Origin of the sequence: Microterricola pindariensis, assembly GCF_002936985.1 — a bacterium.
In the GTDB taxonomy this organism is placed as follows: domain Bacteria; phylum Actinomycetota; class Actinomycetes; order Actinomycetales; family Microbacteriaceae; genus Microterricola; species Microterricola pindariensis.
Map to the genome: position 1 here is coordinate 31,192 of NZ_MPZN01000002.1, position 16,413 is coordinate 47,604.

17 protein-coding genes are annotated in these 16,413 nt (G+C 69.8%); 10 read left to right on the forward strand and 7 right to left on the reverse strand.

Annotation, left to right across the window (positions count from 1 at the left end; genetic code table 11):
• The first annotated feature begins 6 nt into the window (after positions 1 to 6).
• Positions 7 to 1,245 (forward strand): D-mannonate dehydratase ManD, encoded by a 1,239-nt coding sequence (gene manD / locus GY24_RS00880; RefSeq protein WP_104473930.1) that lies wholly within the window; start codon positions 7 to 9, stop codon positions 1,243 to 1,245.
• A 5-nt stretch (positions 1,246 to 1,250) separates the two neighbouring features.
• A complete protein-coding gene (locus tag GY24_RS00885) occupies positions 1,251 to 1,814 on the forward strand; it encodes a gluconokinase (RefSeq protein WP_104474015.1) in 564 nt (187 codons plus the stop codon).
• A 105-nt stretch (positions 1,815 to 1,919) separates the two neighbouring features.
• On the opposite strand, the gene GY24_RS00890 is transcribed toward GY24_RS00885, so the two are convergent.
• Positions 1,920 to 2,795 carry an SMP-30/gluconolactonase/LRE family protein gene (locus tag GY24_RS00890; RefSeq protein WP_104473931.1) on the reverse strand — a complete coding sequence of 292 codons (876 nt, stop codon included), beginning with the start codon at positions 2,793 to 2,795 and terminating at the stop codon, positions 1,920 to 1,922.
• Between the two features lie 205 nt (positions 2,796 to 3,000).
• Between GY24_RS00890 and GY24_RS00895 the strand changes: the two genes are divergently transcribed.
• The 8 genes from GY24_RS00895 to GY24_RS00930 all read left to right on the forward strand — a co-directional run bounded on the left by GY24_RS00895 (position 3,001) and on the right by GY24_RS00930 (position 13,255).
• Positions 3,001 to 5,148: an ATP-dependent Clp protease ATP-binding subunit gene (locus GY24_RS00895; RefSeq protein WP_104473932.1), complete on the forward strand. Its 2,148-nt coding sequence runs from the start codon at positions 3,001 to 3,003 to the stop codon at positions 5,146 to 5,148.
• A 251-nt stretch (positions 5,149 to 5,399) separates the two neighbouring features.
• A complete protein-coding gene (locus GY24_RS00900; protein ID WP_104473933.1) occupies positions 5,400 to 6,872 on the forward strand; it encodes an APC family permease in 1,473 nt (490 codons plus the stop codon).
• 65 nt (positions 6,873 to 6,937) lie between these two features.
• A complete protein-coding gene (locus GY24_RS00905; RefSeq protein WP_104473934.1) occupies positions 6,938 to 7,687 on the forward strand; it encodes a gamma-glutamyl-gamma-aminobutyrate hydrolase family protein in 750 nt (249 codons plus the stop codon).
• Complete coding sequence (locus GY24_RS00910) at positions 7,684 to 8,454, forward strand: SDR family NAD(P)-dependent oxidoreductase (protein WP_104473935.1); 771 nt, start codon at positions 7,684 to 7,686, stop codon at positions 8,452 to 8,454. The genes GY24_RS00905 and GY24_RS00910 overlap by 4 nt, the downstream gene beginning before the upstream one ends.
• Positions 8,451 to 9,821, forward strand: a complete 1,371-nt coding sequence (locus GY24_RS00915; protein WP_104473936.1) for a glutamine synthetase family protein — start codon at positions 8,451 to 8,453, stop codon at positions 9,819 to 9,821. Before GY24_RS00910 ends, GY24_RS00915 begins: the two co-directional genes overlap by 4 nt.
• 4 nt (positions 9,822 to 9,825) lie before the next feature.
• Positions 9,826 to 11,286: an aldehyde dehydrogenase family protein gene (locus GY24_RS00920; RefSeq protein ID WP_104473937.1), complete on the forward strand. Its 1,461-nt coding sequence runs from the start codon at positions 9,826 to 9,828 to the stop codon at positions 11,284 to 11,286.
• A 2-nt stretch (positions 11,287 to 11,288) separates the two neighbouring features.
• Complete coding sequence (locus GY24_RS00925) at positions 11,289 to 12,044, forward strand: FadR/GntR family transcriptional regulator (RefSeq protein WP_083362270.1); 756 nt, start codon at positions 11,289 to 11,291, stop codon at positions 12,042 to 12,044.
• 161 nt (positions 12,045 to 12,205) lie between these two features.
• Positions 12,206 to 13,255, forward strand: coding sequence for a zinc-dependent alcohol dehydrogenase family protein (locus tag GY24_RS00930; RefSeq protein ID WP_104473938.1), 1,050 nt, complete (start codon positions 12,206 to 12,208; stop codon positions 13,253 to 13,255).
• 36 nt (positions 13,256 to 13,291) lie between these two features.
• Here the strand turns inward: GY24_RS00930 and GY24_RS00935 are convergent, their stop codons facing one another.
• The 6 genes from GY24_RS00935 to GY24_RS00960 are packed head-to-tail and all read right to left on the reverse strand — an operon-like array spanning position 13,292 to position 16,156.
• Positions 13,292 to 13,825 (reverse strand): phage tail protein, encoded by a 534-nt coding sequence (locus GY24_RS00935; protein WP_104473939.1) that lies wholly within the window; start codon positions 13,823 to 13,825, stop codon positions 13,292 to 13,294.
• A 45-nt stretch (positions 13,826 to 13,870) separates the two neighbouring features.
• Positions 13,871 to 14,368, reverse strand: a complete 498-nt coding sequence (locus GY24_RS00940) for a phage tail protein (protein ID WP_104473940.1) — start codon at positions 14,366 to 14,368, stop codon at positions 13,871 to 13,873.
• A gap of 39 nt (positions 14,369 to 14,407) precedes the next feature.
• A complete protein-coding gene (locus GY24_RS00945; RefSeq protein ID WP_104473941.1) occupies positions 14,408 to 14,920 on the reverse strand; it encodes a phage tail protein in 513 nt (170 codons plus the stop codon).
• 2 nt (positions 14,921 to 14,922) lie between these two features.
• Positions 14,923 to 15,228: a DUF6916 family protein gene (locus tag GY24_RS00950; protein ID WP_104473942.1), complete on the reverse strand. Its 306-nt coding sequence runs from the start codon at positions 15,226 to 15,228 to the stop codon at positions 14,923 to 14,925.
• Positions 15,225 to 15,716 carry a GNAT family N-acetyltransferase gene (locus tag GY24_RS00955; protein ID WP_104473943.1) on the reverse strand — a complete coding sequence of 164 codons (492 nt, stop codon included), beginning with the start codon at positions 15,714 to 15,716 and terminating at the stop codon, positions 15,225 to 15,227. Before GY24_RS00955 ends, GY24_RS00950 begins: the two co-directional genes overlap by 4 nt.
• On the reverse strand, positions 15,713 to 16,156 hold the full coding sequence (locus tag GY24_RS00960; protein ID WP_133161076.1) for a DUF6916 family protein: 444 nt from the start codon (positions 16,154 to 16,156) through the stop codon (positions 15,713 to 15,715). The genes GY24_RS00955 and GY24_RS00960 overlap by 4 nt, the downstream gene beginning before the upstream one ends.
• Positions 16,157 to 16,413 lie beyond the last annotated feature (257 nt).

Genomic DNA, 16,413 nt, shown 5'->3' on the forward strand with positions numbered 1-16,413 from the left:
AGCCTCATGAAGATCGAAAAAGCCGAAGTCATCGTCACCAGCCCCGACCGCAACTTCGTCACCCTGAAGCTGACGACGGATGACGGCATCACCGGCCTCGGCGACGCCACGGTCAACGGCCGTGAGCTTGCCGTCGTCACCTACCTCAGCGAGTACATCGTGCCGCAGCTCATCGGCCGCGATCCCTCCCGCATCGAGGACGCCTGGCAGTTCTTTTACCGCAGCGCGTACTGGCGCCGTGGCCCCATCACAATGGCCGCGATCGCCGCCGTCGACATGGCCCTGTGGGACATCAAGGGCAAGGCCGCCGGCATGCCGGTCTACCAGCTGCTCGGCGGCGCCAGCCGCGAGAAGATGATGGCCTACGGCCACGCGTCCGGCAAGGAACTGCCCGAGCTGTTCGACAGCATCCGCCACCACCAGGAGCTCGGCTACCGGTCCATCCGCGTGCAGACCGGGGTGCCAGGGCTCGAGTCGATCTACGGGATCGCGTCGAACAAGGGCCTGCCGGGCAACGAGGGCGTGCGCTACGACCACGAGCCGGCCCAGCGCGGCAAGCTGCCGGCCCAGGAGGATTGGGACACCCGCTCGTACCTGAGTCACCTGCCGACGGTGTTCGAGGCTGTGCGCAACGAGTTCGGGCCGGACCTGCCACTCCTCCATGACGGGCATCACCGGATGACGCCGCTGCAGGCGGCCAAGCTCGGCAAGTCGCTTGAGCCCTATGACCTGTTCTGGCTCGAGGACTGCACGCCGGCCGAGAACCAGGAGGCGCTCCGCCTGGTGCGCCAGCACACCACGACCCCGCTGGCGATCGGCGAGATCTTCAACACGGTGTGGGACTTCCAGTCGCTGATCAAGGACCAGCTGATCGACTATGTGCGCGCGGCATCCACCCACTTCGGCGGCATCTCGCCGCTCAAGAAGGTCATGGACTACGCGGCGATGTACCAGATCAAGTCCGGCTTCCACGGGCCGACAGACATCTCGCCCGTCGGGTTCGCCGCCCAGCTGCACGTCGGCCTGGCGATCCACAACTACGGAATCCAGGAGTACATGCAGCATGGCGACAAGACCAACGCCGTCTTCGCCCAGTCGATGACCTTCGAGGACGGCTACCTGCACCCGGGCAACAACCCGGGCCTCGGCGTCGAGCTGGACGTGGACGAGGCAGGCAAGTACCCGTACGAGACCGCGTACCTGCCGTACAACCGGCTGGCCGACGGCACCGTCCACGACTGGTGATCGAGATGACCGCGCCTGCCCCTGGGAACCCGCTGGCGCCTGAGCGCCCGCTGGCGCCTGAGCGCCCGCTGGTCGTCGTCATGGGAGTCTCTGGATCCGGCAAGACGACCATCGGCTCGCTGATCGCCGAGGCGCTAGGGGTGCCATTCGTGGATGCCGATGCGCTGCATCCCCGCAGCAACGTCGTGAAGATGGCGGAGGGGACGCCGCTGAATGACGACGACCGCTGGCCGTGGTTGACCGTCGTCGGCGCCGAGATGGCCGCGGCATCCGACACGGGCATCGTGATGGCCTGCTCAGCGCTGAAGCGCCGCTACCGCGACGCCATCAGGGTGGCCGTGCCCGGCGCGCTCTTCCTGCACCTGCACGCGGAGCAGGAAGTGCTCGCCGCGCGTATGGAGGGGCGCAGCGGGCATTTCATGCCTCCGTCGCTGCTCGCCTCTCAGTTCGAGGCGCTGGAGCTGCTCCAGCCCGACGAGAACGGCGCGATCGTCTCGGTGCGGGGGAGCGTGGAGGAGATCGTGCGGGCGGCGGTGGCCCAGGTGGCCGCGCCCGCCCCCGTCGGCTAGAGGCAGCGCCAGCGTCAGCGGCCAACGCGCCGAGATGACAGTGGAGCGCGTTCCCGCACCCCGGGGACGCGCTCCACTGTCATCTCGCTGGCGGGGGCGGATGCCCTAGCCGCGGAAGCTCGCCACCGGCAGCCCGCTGGTGCCGTGCCCAGTCACGAGGAACACGTTGCCGGCGAGCGGCTCGGCGTTCTCGTCCAGCCCGTTCGCGGCCGACGTCACCCAGAGCTGATCCCGCTCGGGGCCGACGAAGGCGCAGGACGTCGGCTGCGCGGTCGGGACGGTGATGGTCTGCATGCGCGTGCCGTCCGGCGCGAACTCGTGCAGGGCGCCGCCGCCGTACTCGGCCACCCAGAGGCGCCCGCGCACGTCGACGGCCAGGCCGTCGGGCAGTGCGGCGAACGCCTCTGGGCCGACGAGCACGCTCGGCGTCGGAGTGAGTGTGGACGTCTCCGGGTCGAAGGGGTAGCTGAAGATTGTGCGCGCCATCGAGTCGACCAGGTAGAACGTGCGGCCGTCGGGGCTCCAGCCCAGGCCGTTCGGCAGCGCGAAGCCCTCCAGTACCTGCTCGGCCCGCCAGTTCGCGTCGAGCCGCCACAGGCCGCCCTTCCCGGCGGCGAAGTCCAGTGCGCAACTGCCCGACCAGTAGATCCCGGCCGGGTCGGCCTTGGCGTCGTTCATACGGATGCCGTCGGCCAGGCAGTCCACGCGGTGCGTCACCGTGCCGTCATCCGCCAGCCCGACGAAGCCCGTGCTCGTGGCGGCGATGAGGCCGCCGGCCTCACGCGGGGCGGCCGCGCCGATGCCCGGCGGGTACACGGTCACGGCGGTGTCGAGGGTGGCCGGGTCGGTGCGGAGGATCTCGCCCCGCTCGTTGTCGACCCAGAGCACGGTGCCGCTCGCCGCGTGCCAGTACGGCCCCTCCCCGCAGATCGCGCGGCGCGGAAGGAGGACGCTGACGGTGGGAGGGGGGTTCGGGCTCATGCTGTCCTTTCGGGCGCGCTGCGCTGCGTCGCTGAGGGGGAGAGTCGTGTTCGCCAGCCTATTGCGGGGCCACCGAACTCACAGCCCGCGCACAGGGGGTGGCACTTCCGCTCCGGCATCCGCCTTGGTAAACTTGAGCCACATCGACTCAAGTTTGCTCGGCCGCCACACCCCGGTGGCCGATCGCGGTACGAAAGGGAATGCCATGCAGCCAGACCAGCAGCCTCCTCAGGAAGAAGCCAAGAGCGCCCTCGAACAGTACGGCGTTGACCTCACCGCCATCGCGGCGAGCGGCAAGCTCGACCCGGTGATCGGCCGGGACGCCGAGATCCGGCGGCTCAGCCAGGTGCTCACCCGCCGCACCAAGAACAACCCGGTGCTCATCGGCGAGCCGGGCGTCGGCAAGACCGCCGTCGTCGAGGGCCTGGCCCAGCGCATCGTCGAGGGTGACGTCGCCGACTCGCTCAAGGGGAAGAAGCTCGTCTCGCTCGACCTCAGCGCCCTCGTGGCCGGCGCCATGTACCGCGGCCAGTTCGAGGAGCGGCTGAAGAGCGTGCTCAAGGAGATCACCGAGTCCGACGGCGAGATCATCACCTTCATCGATGAGCTGCACACGCTGATGGGCGCCGGCGGCGGAGAGGGCTCCGTCGCGGCATCCAACATGCTCAAGCCCATGCTCGCCCGCGGCGAGTTGCGCCTGATCGGCGCGACCACGCTCAACGAGTACCGCGAGTACATCGAGAAGGACGCCGCCCTCGAGCGCCGCTTCCAGCAGGTGTTCGTCGGCGAGCCGAGCGTCGAGGACACGATCGCGATCCTGCGCGGGCTGAAGGGCGCCTACGAGGCGCACCACGGGGTGACGATCAGCGACGGCGCCCTCGTCGCCGCGGCCACCCTGAGCAACCGCTACATCACCTCCCGCCAGCTGCCGGACAAGGCCATCGACCTGGTCGACGAGGCGATGAGCCGGCTCAAGATGGAGATCGACTCCTCGCCGGTGGAGATCGACCAGCTGCAGCGCCAGGTGGCGCGGATGAAGGTCGAGGAGCTCGCGCTGAAGAAGGAGAAGGACGACGCCTCCAAGGAGCGGCTCGAGAAGCTGCGCGAGGAGCTGCGCGAGAAGGAGTCGGAGCTCAAGATCCTGGAGGGCCGCTGGGCGCGCGAGAAGAGCTCGCTGCACGCCGTCGGCGACCTCAAGAAGAAGCTCGACGACGCGACCCGCGCACGCGATCGCGCCATGCGCGAGGCGAACTACGCCGAGGCGTCCAAGCTCGAGTACACGACGATCAAGCAGCTGCAGGAGCAGCTGGCGGAGGCCGAGCAGGCCGAGAGTAACCCGATCGAGGACCGCATGGTCAACGAGCAGGTGACCGAGGAGGACATCGCCGCCGTCATCGCCGCGTGGACCGGCATCCCGGTCGGCCGGCTGCTCCAGGGCGAGACCGAGAAGCTGCTGCACCTCGAGAACGAGCTCGGCAAGCGCCTGATCGGCCAGAAGAAGGCCGTCGCCGCCGTGTCGGATGCCGTGCGCCGCACGCGCGCGGGCATCTCGGACCCCGACCGCCCGACCGGATCCTTCCTGTTCCTCGGGCCGACCGGCGTCGGCAAGACCGAGCTCGCCAAGGCGCTCGCCGAGTTCCTCTTCGACGACGAGAAGGCGATGATCCGCATCGACATGTCGGAGTACGGCGAGAAGCACAGCGTCTCCCGCCTCGTCGGAGCCCCTCCCGGCTACGTCGGCTACGAGCAGGGCGGCCAGCTGACCGAGGCCGTGCGCCGGCGCCCGTACTCGGTGATCCTGCTGGACGAGGTCGAGAAGGCGCATCCGGAGGTGTTCGACGTGCTGCTGCAGGTGCTCGACGACGGCCGGCTGACCGACGGCCAGGGCCGCACCGTCGACTTCCGCAACGTCATCCTGGTGCTCACCTCGAACCTGGGCTCACAGTTCCTCGTTGACCAGTCCCTGACCTGGGCCGAGAAGGAGACCGCGGTGCAGCAGCTGGTGCGCCAGAACTTCAAGCCCGAGTTCGTCAACCGGCTCGACGACATCGTGGTGTTCTCTGCGCTGACCCAGGAGGAGCTCGGCGAGATCGTGGAGCTCTACATCGACCGGCTGTCGAAGCGGCTGAGCAGCCGCCGGCTCACCCTGGCGGTGACCCCGGACGCCCGGCGCTGGCTGGCCGAGCGCGGCTACGACCCGATCTACGGGGCCCGGCCGCTGCGTCGCCTGATGCAGCACGAGATCGACGACAAGCTCGCGAATGCCCTGCTCAGCGGGGCCGTGCGCGACGGCGACCTGGTGCGGGTCGATCTCGCCGCGGACGGCAACGGCCTCACGGTGGGCGCCGACTAGTCTCCCGATTTCGACAGGCCCAATCAGCGGGGATTCCCGCGGTTGGGCCTGTCCTGTTTGCGTAGGTTGAGCTTTCCGGGGCCCGACCCGGTGTTGGCTTCGGTCGCTGGCGCTCCCTCGAGCCAACGGGAGACGGGCGCCTCCGGTATCCGAGGCGCCGCCGGAAAACGGGCACTTGCGCTCCAGGAAGTTAATGGGCTAGAACATAGACCAATGATTCTTGCGGCTTGCCGCCCATCCTGGAGGACCCAATGACGCAATCCGCAGGCACCGTCGTCTCGGCCGAGAATCGGCGTCTGAGCGGCAATCTCGGCACCGTCGCCGTCACCTTCATGGTGATCGCCGCGGCAGCCCCGCTCACCGTGGTCGGCGGCCTCCTGCCGATCGGACTCCTCGTCGGCAACGGATTGGGCTTCCCGGTCATGTTCCTCGTCGCGACCGGGATCCTGCTGCTCTTCGCGGTCGGGCTCACCTCGATGAGCCGCTTCATCCCCAATGCCGGATCCTTCTTCACCTTCGTCAGTCACGGCCTCGGCCGCACCCCCGGTGTGGCGACGGCGTGGCTCGCACTCGCCTGCTACACCACCGTCCAGGTCGCCGTCTTCAGCTACCTCGGCGGAACGCTCAGCTCCAGCATTGCGCTGCTCGGCGGCCCCGAGATCGCCTGGTGGGTCTTCACGCTGATCTCGATCGCCGTCGTCGGCGTGCTCGGCTACCGCCACATCGAGCTCAGCTCCAAGGTGCTCGTCATCGTGCTGGGCGCCGAGATGGGCATCGTGCTGCTGCTCGGCCTGGTCATCCTGATCACGGGCGGCCCGGAGGGCCTCTCGCTCAGCCCGTTCTCGCTCGAGAACATCCTCTCCGGCTCGCCGGCGCTCGGCCTCATGTTCGCGATCGCCAGCTTCATCGGCTTCGAGTCGACCGTCGTCTACCGCAACGAGGTTCGCGACCCCGAGCGCACGATCCCGCGCGCGACCTACGCCTCGGCCGTCATCATCGGCGTGTTCTACGCCTTCGCCGGCTGGGCCGTCATCATGGGCTTCGGCGAGTCCGCGGTCATCGACGAGGCCGCCGCCGACCCGGCCACCCTGCTCTCCCGCATCACCGACGAGTACCTCGGCCCGATCGGCGGCATCATCATCGCGGTGCTGTTCATGGGCAGCATGTTCGCCGCCGTGCTCTCGCTGCACAACGTGCTCACCCGCTACCACCACGGCATGGCCAACGCCCGAGTGATGCCGGACAGCCTCGGCATCGTCCACCCCCGGCACCGCTCGCCGCACCGCGCTGCCGTTGTGCAGGTGAGCACCGCCGCCACCGTCGTCGTGCTCCTCGTGCTGATCGGCTTCACCGCGGAGAACATCTTCGCCTGGTTCGCCGGCATCGGCACGCTGGCGATCGTGCTGCTGATGGCGCTCACCTGCCTCTCGGTCATCGCCTACTTCCGGCGCACCCGGGTGCTGACCAGCCCCTGGCACACGGTCATCGCCCCCGGCCTCGGCTTCATCGGCCTGCTCGTCTCGGCCGGCCTCATCGCCGCGAACTTCCCGCTGCTGGTCGGCGATGTCGATGCGGACGGCAACCCCAGCTGGGGCGTGCTCAGCGCCGTGCTGCTCGCCGTCGTGATCGTCGCGCCGGTCATCGGCCTCGTGCAGGCCCTCGTGCTGCGCGCGAAGCGGCCGGAGGCCTACGCCCAGGTCATCGAGCGCTTCGGCGAGGATTGACCAACACCACCCCGGCTCCGCACGCCCGCCGCCCGCCGGGCATCACCCCAGCACGAAGGAATCCCATGTCTGTCCCCCTGCCCAAGCCACTGATCGGCTTCAGCGGCCGACGCGGTCGCGCCGAGTCCGTCGGCGCCCCGCGCGGCTTCCACGACGCCCCGCTCGACATCTACATGAGCGAGTACACGACCTCGGTGATCCGCTCGGGCGGCCTGCCGGTCAACCTGCCCATGGATGCCGACGCGAGCGAGCTCGTCGGCTACCTGGACGCCGTCGTGCTCTCGGGCGGCGAGGACGTCGACCCGCGCCGCTACGGAGAGGCGCCGGGCCCGCACACGGGCTGGATCGACCCGCAACGGGACGCCTTCGAGATCGCGCTCATCGAGGCGGGGATCGCCCGTGGCATCCCCGTCCTCGGCATCTGCCGCGGCCAGCAGCTCATCAACGTCGCCCTCGGCGGCAGCCTCGTTCAGCACCTCGCCATCGGCGAGGGCGAGTCGCACGCCTCCTACGCGTACCCGCGTGCACAGCGCGTGCACCCCGTTGTGCTCGAGGCCGGCAGCACGGCGGCCGCCCTCTACGGCGAGAGCGTCCTGGTCAACTCCTACCACCACCAGGCCGTCGGGCGCCTCGCCCCCGGCCTGCAGGTGACCGGGCGCGCCCCGGACGGCGTCATCGAGGCCATCGAGCACGAGAGCGCCCCCGTGATCGGGGTGCAGTGGCACCCGGAGGTCTTCGGTGGCGACCCTCTCTTCGACTGGCTCGTCCAGACCGCGCAGAACTCACAGCTCACACGACAGAAAGCAGCAGCATGACTCCCCGGCACCAGAACAAGAACGGCTTCATCACGGGCGGCGGCTCCGGCATCGGTCGGGAGACCGCGCTGCGTCTGGCGCGCGAGGGCGCCCGCATGATGATCACCGACGTCAACCTCGAGGCCGCCCAGGAGACGGTGTCGCTGATCGAGGCAGAGGGCGGCGTCGCCCTGGCCGCCCGCGTCGACGTGCGCGAGCGTGAGCAGATCCGTGCCGCCGTCGAGAGCGTGCGGGAGGCCTGGGGCAGCCTGCACCTGCTCGTCAACAACGCCGGCGTCGTCACCAACCACTCCTTCGAGACGCTGACCGAGGACGCCTGGGACTTCGTCCTCGACGTCAACCTCAAGGGCCAGTTCCTCGTGGCCCAGGAGGTCGCGCCGCTGATCGGTGCGTCCGGCGGCGGGGCGATCGTCAACCTCTCGACGGTGGAGGCCCTCGTCGTCGTCACCAGCGGAACCACCGCTCAGCCGCACTACAACGCGAGCAAGGGCGGCGTGCCCATGCTGACCAAGGCTCTCGCTGTCGAGCTCGCGCCGCAGGGCATCCGCGTCAACTGCGTCGCCCCCGGCCCCATCGCGACGAACTTCTTCGACCTCGAGAGCGTGACCAGCGCCGAGGGCCTGGAGTTCATGAAGCAGCGCCTGCTGGTGCCGCGCGTCGGCCAGCCGGCCGACATCGCCTCGGCGATCTCGTGGCTGCTGAGCGACGAGGCGTCGTGGATCGACGGCATCCAGCTCCCCGTCGACGGCGGCTGGCTCACCCGATGAAGGACTACGTGCTGGACCCGGCCGAGCTGGAGGCGCTCGGCATCCGCACCGTCATCGTCGCCTCGCCCGACCTGCAGGGCCGCCTGATCGGCCGCAGGATCCCCGTCGACGGCTTCGACCGGGTCATCGAGAACGGCGTCGACGTCTGCACCTGCGTCTGGGCCTGGGACCTCGAGCAGGGCCTCGAACTCATCGACGCCGGGCTGTTCAAGCTGTGCAGCATGCACAACGGCGTCCCGGATGCCACGCTGCGAGTGGACCTCGGCACGCTCCGCCGCGCGGCCTGGCTCGAGAACGTCGCCATCTGCTTCGCCGACCCCGTCGACGTGCGCACCGGCGAACCGCTGGCCATCTCGCCGCGGGTGATGCTCAAGCAGGAGCTCGCGCGCTACGCGGAGCACGGCCTACAGCCGAAGGCCGGAACCGAGCTCGAGTTCTACCTGTTCCGCAACGAGCAGCGCGAGCTGCGCAAGAACGGCTTCCGCGACCTCGACCCCACCACGCTGATCCCCAGCGACTTCATGATCCACGAGGGCAACCTCTACGAGCCGTTCTTCCAGAAGCTCCGCGATGACCTCCTGGCCAGCGGCGTGCAGATGGAGGCGGCCCAGTCCGAGTGGGGCAGCGGGCAGTGGGAGATGACCTTCCGCTACGGCGAGCCGCTGGAGATGGCCGACCGGCATGCCCTGTACAAGCTGGCCGTGCGCGATTCCGCCGCCCGGGCCGGCATGACGGCGACGTTCATGGCCCGGCCGCTGAACGGCCAGCCCGGCTCCTCCTGCCACGTGCACTTCTCGGTGCAGGACGCCGCGGGCGAGCGCCTGTTCTGGAACGACGCCGCAGCCGAGAACATGAGCGACACCATGCTGAGCGCGATCGGCGGCGTGCTGGAGCACGCACCGGCCTTCATGGCCTGGTACTCGCCGACGATCAACTCCTACCGGCGCAACAACTCCGGCGATGTGGCCGGAAACGGCCGCACCTGGGGCTTCGACAACCGCACCACGACGGTGCGCGTCGTCGGGCACAAGCCGGAGCACCTGCGCTTCGAGTTCCGCCTGCCCGGCGCCGACACGAACCCGTACCTCACCCTGGTGGCGCTGCTCGCCTCCGCGCGGGACGGGATCGAGCGTGCCGTCGCCGCACCGGAGCCGATCCGCGGCAACGCATACCTGCTGCCGGCCGACGAGGAGATGCCTGCCGACCTGCAGCAGGCGTCGAAGGCCTTCGTGGCAGCCGCGTTCCCGCGCGCGCTGTTCGGCGAGGACATCGTCGACCACCACCGGGTGCTGCTCGAGAACGAGTGGAAGACGTTCATGGCCGCGGTCAGCGACTGGGACCTCAACCGCTACTTCGATCGGGTGTGAGCGCATGAGTGCGACAGAGATGCCGCGGGCATTCCCCGAGCTGAACACCCTGATCCAGGGGCGCTTCGAGCCGAGCCCACACTCGGCGGGCCAGCTGTTCGAACCGAACAGCGGCCAACCGCTGGCCGAGAACCGCGGCTCATCGCTCGAGCAGCTCGATCGCGCCGTCGGCGCGGCGCACGCGGCGCACGAGTCGGGCGAGTGGCGCGGGCTCGGCATCGCCGGCCGGGCCCCGCTGCTGCGGGCCCTGGCCGCCCGGCTCGATGAGCTGGGCGAGCAGATCGCGGTGCTCGATGCGGTGAACAGCGGCGTGCCCATCTCCGTCACGCGACTCTTCGCGGGAAGCGCCGGCGACACCGTGCGGGACGTGGTGGAGCGCGCGCTGGCCCTCGGGGACAGCCGCGCACTCGCAGCCGACGGCCGCGATGTGCGGCTGAACCGCGTGCCGTGGGGCGCCACCGCCCTGATCATGCCGTGGAACGCGCCGTCGGCGATGGCCGTCAAGAAGCTCGGCTACGCCCTCGCGGCCGGCGCCACCGTGGTGATGAAGCCGTCGCCGGCCTCGCCGTGGAGCACCGTGCTGATTGCACAGGCAGCGGTGGCAGCCGGGATTCCCGCCGGGGTCGTCAACCTCGTGTTGGGCGGCGGCGAGATCGGCTCGGCCCTGGTCGCCGATCCGCGTATCCGCGCGATCTCGATGACGGGCTCGACCCCGACCGGGCGCGCCATCGCGGCATCCGCCGGGGCCAACCTCACCCGTCTGCGGCTCGAGCTCGGCTCGAACAACCCCGCCATCGTGCGGGCGGACGCCAACGTCGTGGAGGCCGCACGGGTGATCGCCGCGGGCGCCATGAAGCTGTCTGGGCAGTGGTGCGAGGCACCCCGCCGCGTGATCGCCGACCGCGCCCTGTTGCCCGAGCTGGTCGAGGCGCTGCGCGCCGAGCTCGCCGCCCTGCGAATCGGCTCCAGCCTGGATGACGGGACACAGCTGGGGCCGGTCGCGTTCCGGGAACGCCTGATTCAGCTGGAGGGGCAGCGGGATGCCCTCGAGGCGCAGGGCGCCGTCATCCACCGGGAGGGCGCCGTGCCCGATGAGGGCTGGTTCTTCCAGCCGAGCATCGCCGTGGCCGAGGAGATCGACGTCGAGCTGGAGATCTTCGGCCCGCTCCTGACGGTGCAGCCGTCCGACGGCGATGCGCACGCCCTGGCCCTCGCGAACGCCGGCCACGTCGGGCTCGCCGGCTATGTCTTCGGCGGGGACGAGCAGGCCGCCCTGCAGATGGGCGCCGGTCTCATCGCCGGCGAGGTGAAGGTGAACGGCAGCTCGGTTCTCGATATGGCCGCAGACTCGGCGCAGAGCTTCTTCGGCCTGAGCGGTCTCGGCGGCCACGGAGATGCCGATGTGCTTGACTTCTTCTCTGGCACCCAGATCGTCGGTACCGACCGACCAGGGATGCCTCTCTGAACGTGAGTGCGAAGGAGGGCCAGTTGGGGGAGCGCGTGAACCCGCCCGTCGAGATCGACCCAACCGGCCTGCGGGCGCGGCCGGGATACCACGACGTCGTCGACTTCCTGCGGCGCGAGATCGCCCTCGGCCGGCTGCGGCCGGGCGACAGGCTGCCGGCCGAGCGCAAGCTCGCGGCGCAGCTGGGGGTGGCGCGCGAGACGCTGCGCCAGGCGCTCAAGGTGCTGGAGGCCGGCGGCCAGCTGCGCATCCTGCGCGGTGCAGCGGGCGGGCCGGTGGTCCAGCAGGCCGAGCCGGATGCCGCGTCGCTGCACACGGAACTCGTGGCGCGCGGCGGTGACATCATCGGGTTCACCGAGTTTCGCGGCGTCGTAGAGGGGGCGGCGGCGCGGATGGCCGCGGAGCGCCGGAGCGACGCAGTCGTCGAACGGCTCGAGGCCGCACAGGAGGAGCTCGCCGCGGCCGTCACGAAGGCTGAGTCGCGGCTGGCCGACAGCGCATTCCACCTGACCATCGCGGAGGCCGCCGACAACCCGATGCTCGCCCACGCCATCGACGACGCCCGCGTGCGCGTCTTCGACTCGGTCGACCTGATGCCGTTCGAGTTCATCAAGGAATCGAGCTACCTGGCGCACCAGCGGATCCTCGAGGCGATCCGCGCGCGCGACCCCGAGGCGGCATCCGAGGCTATGCGGGCGCACATCGCCACGACAAAATTGGAGTTCGAGCGCATCATCGACGCCCCCGGCGCCGACTAGCGCCATCCCCCTCCCGTTGGTCGAGTGGGCCCGCCAGGGCCGCATCGAGACCTGGTTTCCGGCCGGATACCGCTCCGCGCGCGGGGTCTCGATACGCTCGTTCCGCGCTACTCGACCGACGGGGGCAGCTTCAGCCGACGCGGCAGGCGTAGGCTCAAACCATGCGCGCAACGGTGATCCACGGTGAACGAGACGTCCGTATCGAAGAGGTGCCGGACCCGGTGCTCTCCACTGGCGGCGACGCCATCGTGCGGGTGGTCGCGGCCTGCGTCTGCGGCTCCGACCTCTGGGGCTACCGCGGCATCACGCCGACGCCCGAGCCGCGCCGCATCGGCCACGAGTTCGTCGGCATCGTCGAACAGGTGGGGCCGGACGTCACAGCGGTGAAGCCGGGCGACTTCGTCATCGCCCCGTTCTACGACTGTGATTTCACGTGCATCAACTGCCGAAACGGCGTCAGCACCTCCTGCCTGCACGGCGGATGGTGGGGCGGCACCGACGAGTTCGGCGCCTTCGCCGACGGCGCCCAGGGCGAGCGGGTGCGCGTGCCGCACGCCGACGGCACCCTGGTGGCCACCCCGTCGATGCCGGATGCCGCGCTCGTGCCGAGCCTGCTGACCCTCTCCGACGTGATGGGCACCGGCCACCACGCCGCCGTCTCCGCCGGGGTGACCCCGGGCAGCACGGTCGTCGTCGTCGGCGACGGGGCCGTCGGACTCTGCGCGGTGCTCGCAGCGAAACGGCTGGGTGCGGCCCGGGTGATCGCGATGTCGCGGAATCCGAAGCGGCAGGCCGTCGCCCGCGAGTTCGGGGCGACCGACATCGTCGAGGAGCGCGGCGACGAGGGCGTCGCCCGCATCCAGGAGATGACCGGCGGCATCGGCGCCGACTACGTGCTGGAGTGTGTCGGCACCAAGGAGTCGATGGACCAGGCGATCCGCTCGGCACGCCCCGGCGGCATGGTCGGCTACGTCGGCGTGCCCAATGGCGGGCCGGAGCTGCCCGTGCGCCCCCTGTTCAACCGCAACGTCGGCGTCAACGGCGGCGTCGCGCCGGTGCGCAACTACATCGAGGAGCTGCTGCCCGAGGTTCTGGCCGGCGTGATCGAGCCCGGCCGCGTGTTCGACCTGGAGCTGCCGCTCGCCGACGTGGCCGAGGCGTACGCCGCCATGGACGAGCGCCGGGCGATCAAGGTGCTGCTGCGGCCCTAGTGCTGCTGCGGCCCTAGTGCTGCTGCGTGGCGGCAATCAGCCGCGCGGCGGGTAGACCCCCTGCAGCGCGATGCAGAAGGAGAGCGTCAGATACGGCGGCAAATTGTTGTGCGGTTGGTTGCCCCCGGCGGGGGCGACGGCGGCGAGGTTCAGATTGCTGGCAGGGGCCGACGCCGGGGCGAAACCGTGCTGCTGCGCACGGCCGGAGCGGGGGATGGCGGGCACGTTGTCCTCGGCCGACGTCGAGGTGCCGGGTGCGTTGAGCGCTTGCAGGCCGTGGCTGTGCGAGGGAATCTCGCTCTCGAGCAGCGTCACCGTCTCCGCGCCGCCCTCTTGCCCGAGGTCATAGAGGCTGAGCCCGGGGCCCTGGCCGGGGTGCAGCGGGAAGCGCCCTTGGAGGTTCGGCAGCGCGAAGGTGCTTTTGCCGTCGCCGCCATAGGTGGTGCCGAGCAAAGAGAACAGTGCAGTGTTCTGAGAAATTGGCAACAGCTGGCCGTCGCACCAGGCCCACCCCTTGGGGGCGAAGTTGAAGGGGAACATGCGGATCTCGGCGACGAATGGATCGCTCATGGGTGCTCCTTAGATCGAGCGGGCAGGTGGGGCGAGCGGCTGGTGCTAGTTCTGGCTCGGGAAGATGCCGGCCAACGCAATGCAGAAGTTCAGGGTGAGGTACGGCGACACATTCTGGTGCGCCTGCGAGCCCCCGGTGTTCGCGACCATCGACGGCGCCATGGACTGCAGGCTCGAGGGCGCGGCGAAGACCGGTTTCCCCGGGGCCGCCGGGATCCCGGCGGCCGGGCTCAGCTGGCCGGGCAACGTCGCGACGTTCACAGCGTGCCGATGTGCGGGCATCTCCGCCGGCGTCAGCGTGTGCGCCTGTTCGCCGCCGCGCTCGCCGAGGGTGTGACCGCCACCCACGTGCAGCGGGGAGCGCCCCTGCATGTCGGGGAGCCCGAAGGTGGTTTGGCCGTTGCCGCCGTAGGTGGTGCCGAGCAGTGAGAACAGCCCTTGGTTCTGGTTGATCGGCAGGAGCTGGCCGTTGCAGAACGCCCAGCCCTTCGGCGGGAAGCCGAAGCTGAACAGGCGGATCTCGGAGAGGAATGGCTCAGCCACGGGAGGCCTTTCTGGAGGTGGAAGGACGGTGCTGGCGCATCAATTCGGCGCGGGGAAGATGCCGAACAGGGAGATGATGAAGCTCACGGCCAGATAAGGCGGCATGTTCGAATGCGGCTGCGACCCGCCGCTCGGGCCCAGTGACCCAGGGGCGAGCTGGACGAGGTCTGGCGACTGGGGGTCGAGCACGGCGTAGGGCGTGTCTGTCCCGCTCGCCCACACGTTGCCCTGCGCGCTGCTGCTCGTGCCGGTGACGCCCGCGGCGATGACCTGGTGGTTGTGCGCGGGAATCTGAGTTGGAGTCAGTGACACCTCCTCCACGCCGCCTGCCTGGGCCAGTGCGTGGCCGGGGTCCCGGTGTAGCGGCGCGCGGCCGCGCAGGTCGGGCAGTGCGAAGGTGGAATCTCCGTCGCCGCCGTACGTCGTCCCGATCAGGTTGAACAGGGTTTCCTGCTCGGAGATCGGCAACAACTGCCCGTCGCAGAACATCCAGCCGGCCGGGGCGAAGTTGCCGCCGAACATCCGAATCTCGCCGACATAGGGTAGCGCCATTCTCAGGCCTCCAGACTGGTGAAGCTCGCGGTGTACTCGGTGCCGGATGCGTCGGCGCCGGACGGCACGAGGAAGATCTCGACGTCGCCGAGCGTGGCGTGGGCGAGGGCGAAGATGCCCTGCTCGCGTGCGTCTGCGCTGCGCAGCGTGAGCGAGAACGACATGTACCCGCCGCCGCTGCGCAGATCGCTGCACGCGGTCAGGGTCAGCTCGAGCGGCTGCCCTGCGCCGTCCGATGCGGCGAAGTCATCACCGACGACGGCGAGGAGCTCGGCGTGGCTGGGGAGCCCGGGGGTGTGCCCGCTCATGCGCTGTGTGCTTTCTTTCGGGGATCCCAGCGGAGGGCCAGGTGGCTGGCCGTCGCTGTCGCCGGCGGGTGGGAGTCGACGGCGAAGCCGTGACGCTCGTAGAGTGCGCGCGCCCGGTGGTTGGCGTGCTGCACGTTGAGCGTGATGGGCAGCGCCGCGGCATCCGCCCGGTCGATCAGCGCTCTCAGCATGGAGCTGCCGTGACCGCGTCCCTGCTCGGTGCTGACAACGGCGAGGTCGACGATGTGCAGTCCATCGGCAGTCTCTGCAAGAACCATGCGGCCAATGTCGGGCTCGATGATCCACCTCTCGGCGTGCGGGTGCATGCCCTCGAGATGGCGCCGTTGGGCCTCGAACTGCATCGACAGGAACAACTCGCGGCTCTGGGCGTCGGGCAGCGCGTTGAGCTCCGCCTGGCGAGACTCGGCGAAGAGCTGCCGCAGGAGCGGGGCATCGCTGCCCTGTTCCGGGCGGAGGGCCACCGTCATGCGTCGCGGTTGACGAGGGCCTGGAGCTGGCGCTTCGGGCTGTCGCCGGCGGGGGAGGCGAAGAGGGTGGCCGCGGGAACCGCGGGGTGGGTGATCTCGGCAATTCCGCTCGGCAGCATGGACACGCCAGGCGCCGTGAAGATCAGGTTGAAGCGGTTCTCGTCGTCGGTGCCGATGGCCGGTGGCACGTCGTCGATGGCGGTCAGCGTGACGGCGAACGGCGTCTCGGCGAAGGTCGCGACGAAGGTCTCGCCCTCGTGGCCGGCGAAGTGCGAGCGCACGGGGAGGCCGGCGCTCGGCGCGGGGGTGAAGGCGGGAATCGCCGGGGCAAGCTGAGCGATGCCACCGGCGACGGCCGGCGTGGTGAAGGCGCCGACGGCGACGACCCCGACCGCTCCGGCGCCGACCGCCAAGACGGCTCGGCGAGAAACCTCAAGCATGGAGCTCCTTGATCGGAAGATGGACGTCGTCCATTCTTGTCGCCAGCGGCCGTGCACGCGTGGTCGAGAATTCCCCCAGTTCGGGGCCTTAACGCTGGGCCGCGCAGCAACTACGCTTTACGCTGCTGGACGGCGTCCAATATTTTTGTCGCCAAGGAATCGCTCGGCTGCCCCCGCGTCGCTATTTCGCTCTTCCGGCCCCGAACGCAGAAAGCCCTCACATACACATGCTTCCGCCCCGCACCGCCGGCCCCCTC

Coding starts and splice junctions, on each gene's coding strand:
- manD (WP_104473930.1), top strand. CDS start 7: ATGAAGATCGAAAAAGCCGAAGTCATCGTCACCAGCCCCGACCGCAAC.
- GY24_RS00885 (WP_104474015.1), top strand. CDS start 1,251: ATGACCGCGCCTGCCCCTGGGAACCCGCTGGCGCCTGAGCGCCCGCTG.
- GY24_RS00890 (WP_104473931.1), bottom strand. CDS start 2,795: ATGAGCCCGAACCCCCCTCCCACCGTCAGCGTCCTCCTTCCGCGCCGC.
- GY24_RS00895 (WP_104473932.1), top strand. CDS start 3,001: ATGCAGCCAGACCAGCAGCCTCCTCAGGAAGAAGCCAAGAGCGCCCTC.
- GY24_RS00900 (WP_104473933.1), top strand. CDS start 5,400: ATGACGCAATCCGCAGGCACCGTCGTCTCGGCCGAGAATCGGCGTCTG.
- GY24_RS00905 (WP_104473934.1), top strand. CDS start 6,938: ATGTCTGTCCCCCTGCCCAAGCCACTGATCGGCTTCAGCGGCCGACGC.
- GY24_RS00910 (WP_104473935.1), top strand. CDS start 7,684: ATGACTCCCCGGCACCAGAACAAGAACGGCTTCATCACGGGCGGCGGC.
- GY24_RS00915 (WP_104473936.1), top strand. CDS start 8,451: ATGAAGGACTACGTGCTGGACCCGGCCGAGCTGGAGGCGCTCGGCATC.
- GY24_RS00920 (WP_104473937.1), top strand. CDS start 9,826: ATGAGTGCGACAGAGATGCCGCGGGCATTCCCCGAGCTGAACACCCTG.
- GY24_RS00930 (WP_104473938.1), top strand. CDS start 12,206: ATGCGCGCAACGGTGATCCACGGTGAACGAGACGTCCGTATCGAAGAG.
- GY24_RS00935 (WP_104473939.1), bottom strand. CDS start 13,825: ATGAGCGATCCATTCGTCGCCGAGATCCGCATGTTCCCCTTCAACTTC.
- GY24_RS00945 (WP_104473941.1), bottom strand. CDS start 14,920: ATGGCGCTACCCTATGTCGGCGAGATTCGGATGTTCGGCGGCAACTTC.
- GY24_RS00950 (WP_104473942.1), bottom strand. CDS start 15,228: ATGAGCGGGCACACCCCCGGGCTCCCCAGCCACGCCGAGCTCCTCGCC.
- GY24_RS00955 (WP_104473943.1), bottom strand. CDS start 15,716: ATGACGGTGGCCCTCCGCCCGGAACAGGGCAGCGATGCCCCGCTCCTG.
- GY24_RS00960 (WP_133161076.1), bottom strand. CDS start 16,156: ATGCTTGAGGTTTCTCGCCGAGCCGTCTTGGCGGTCGGCGCCGGAGCG.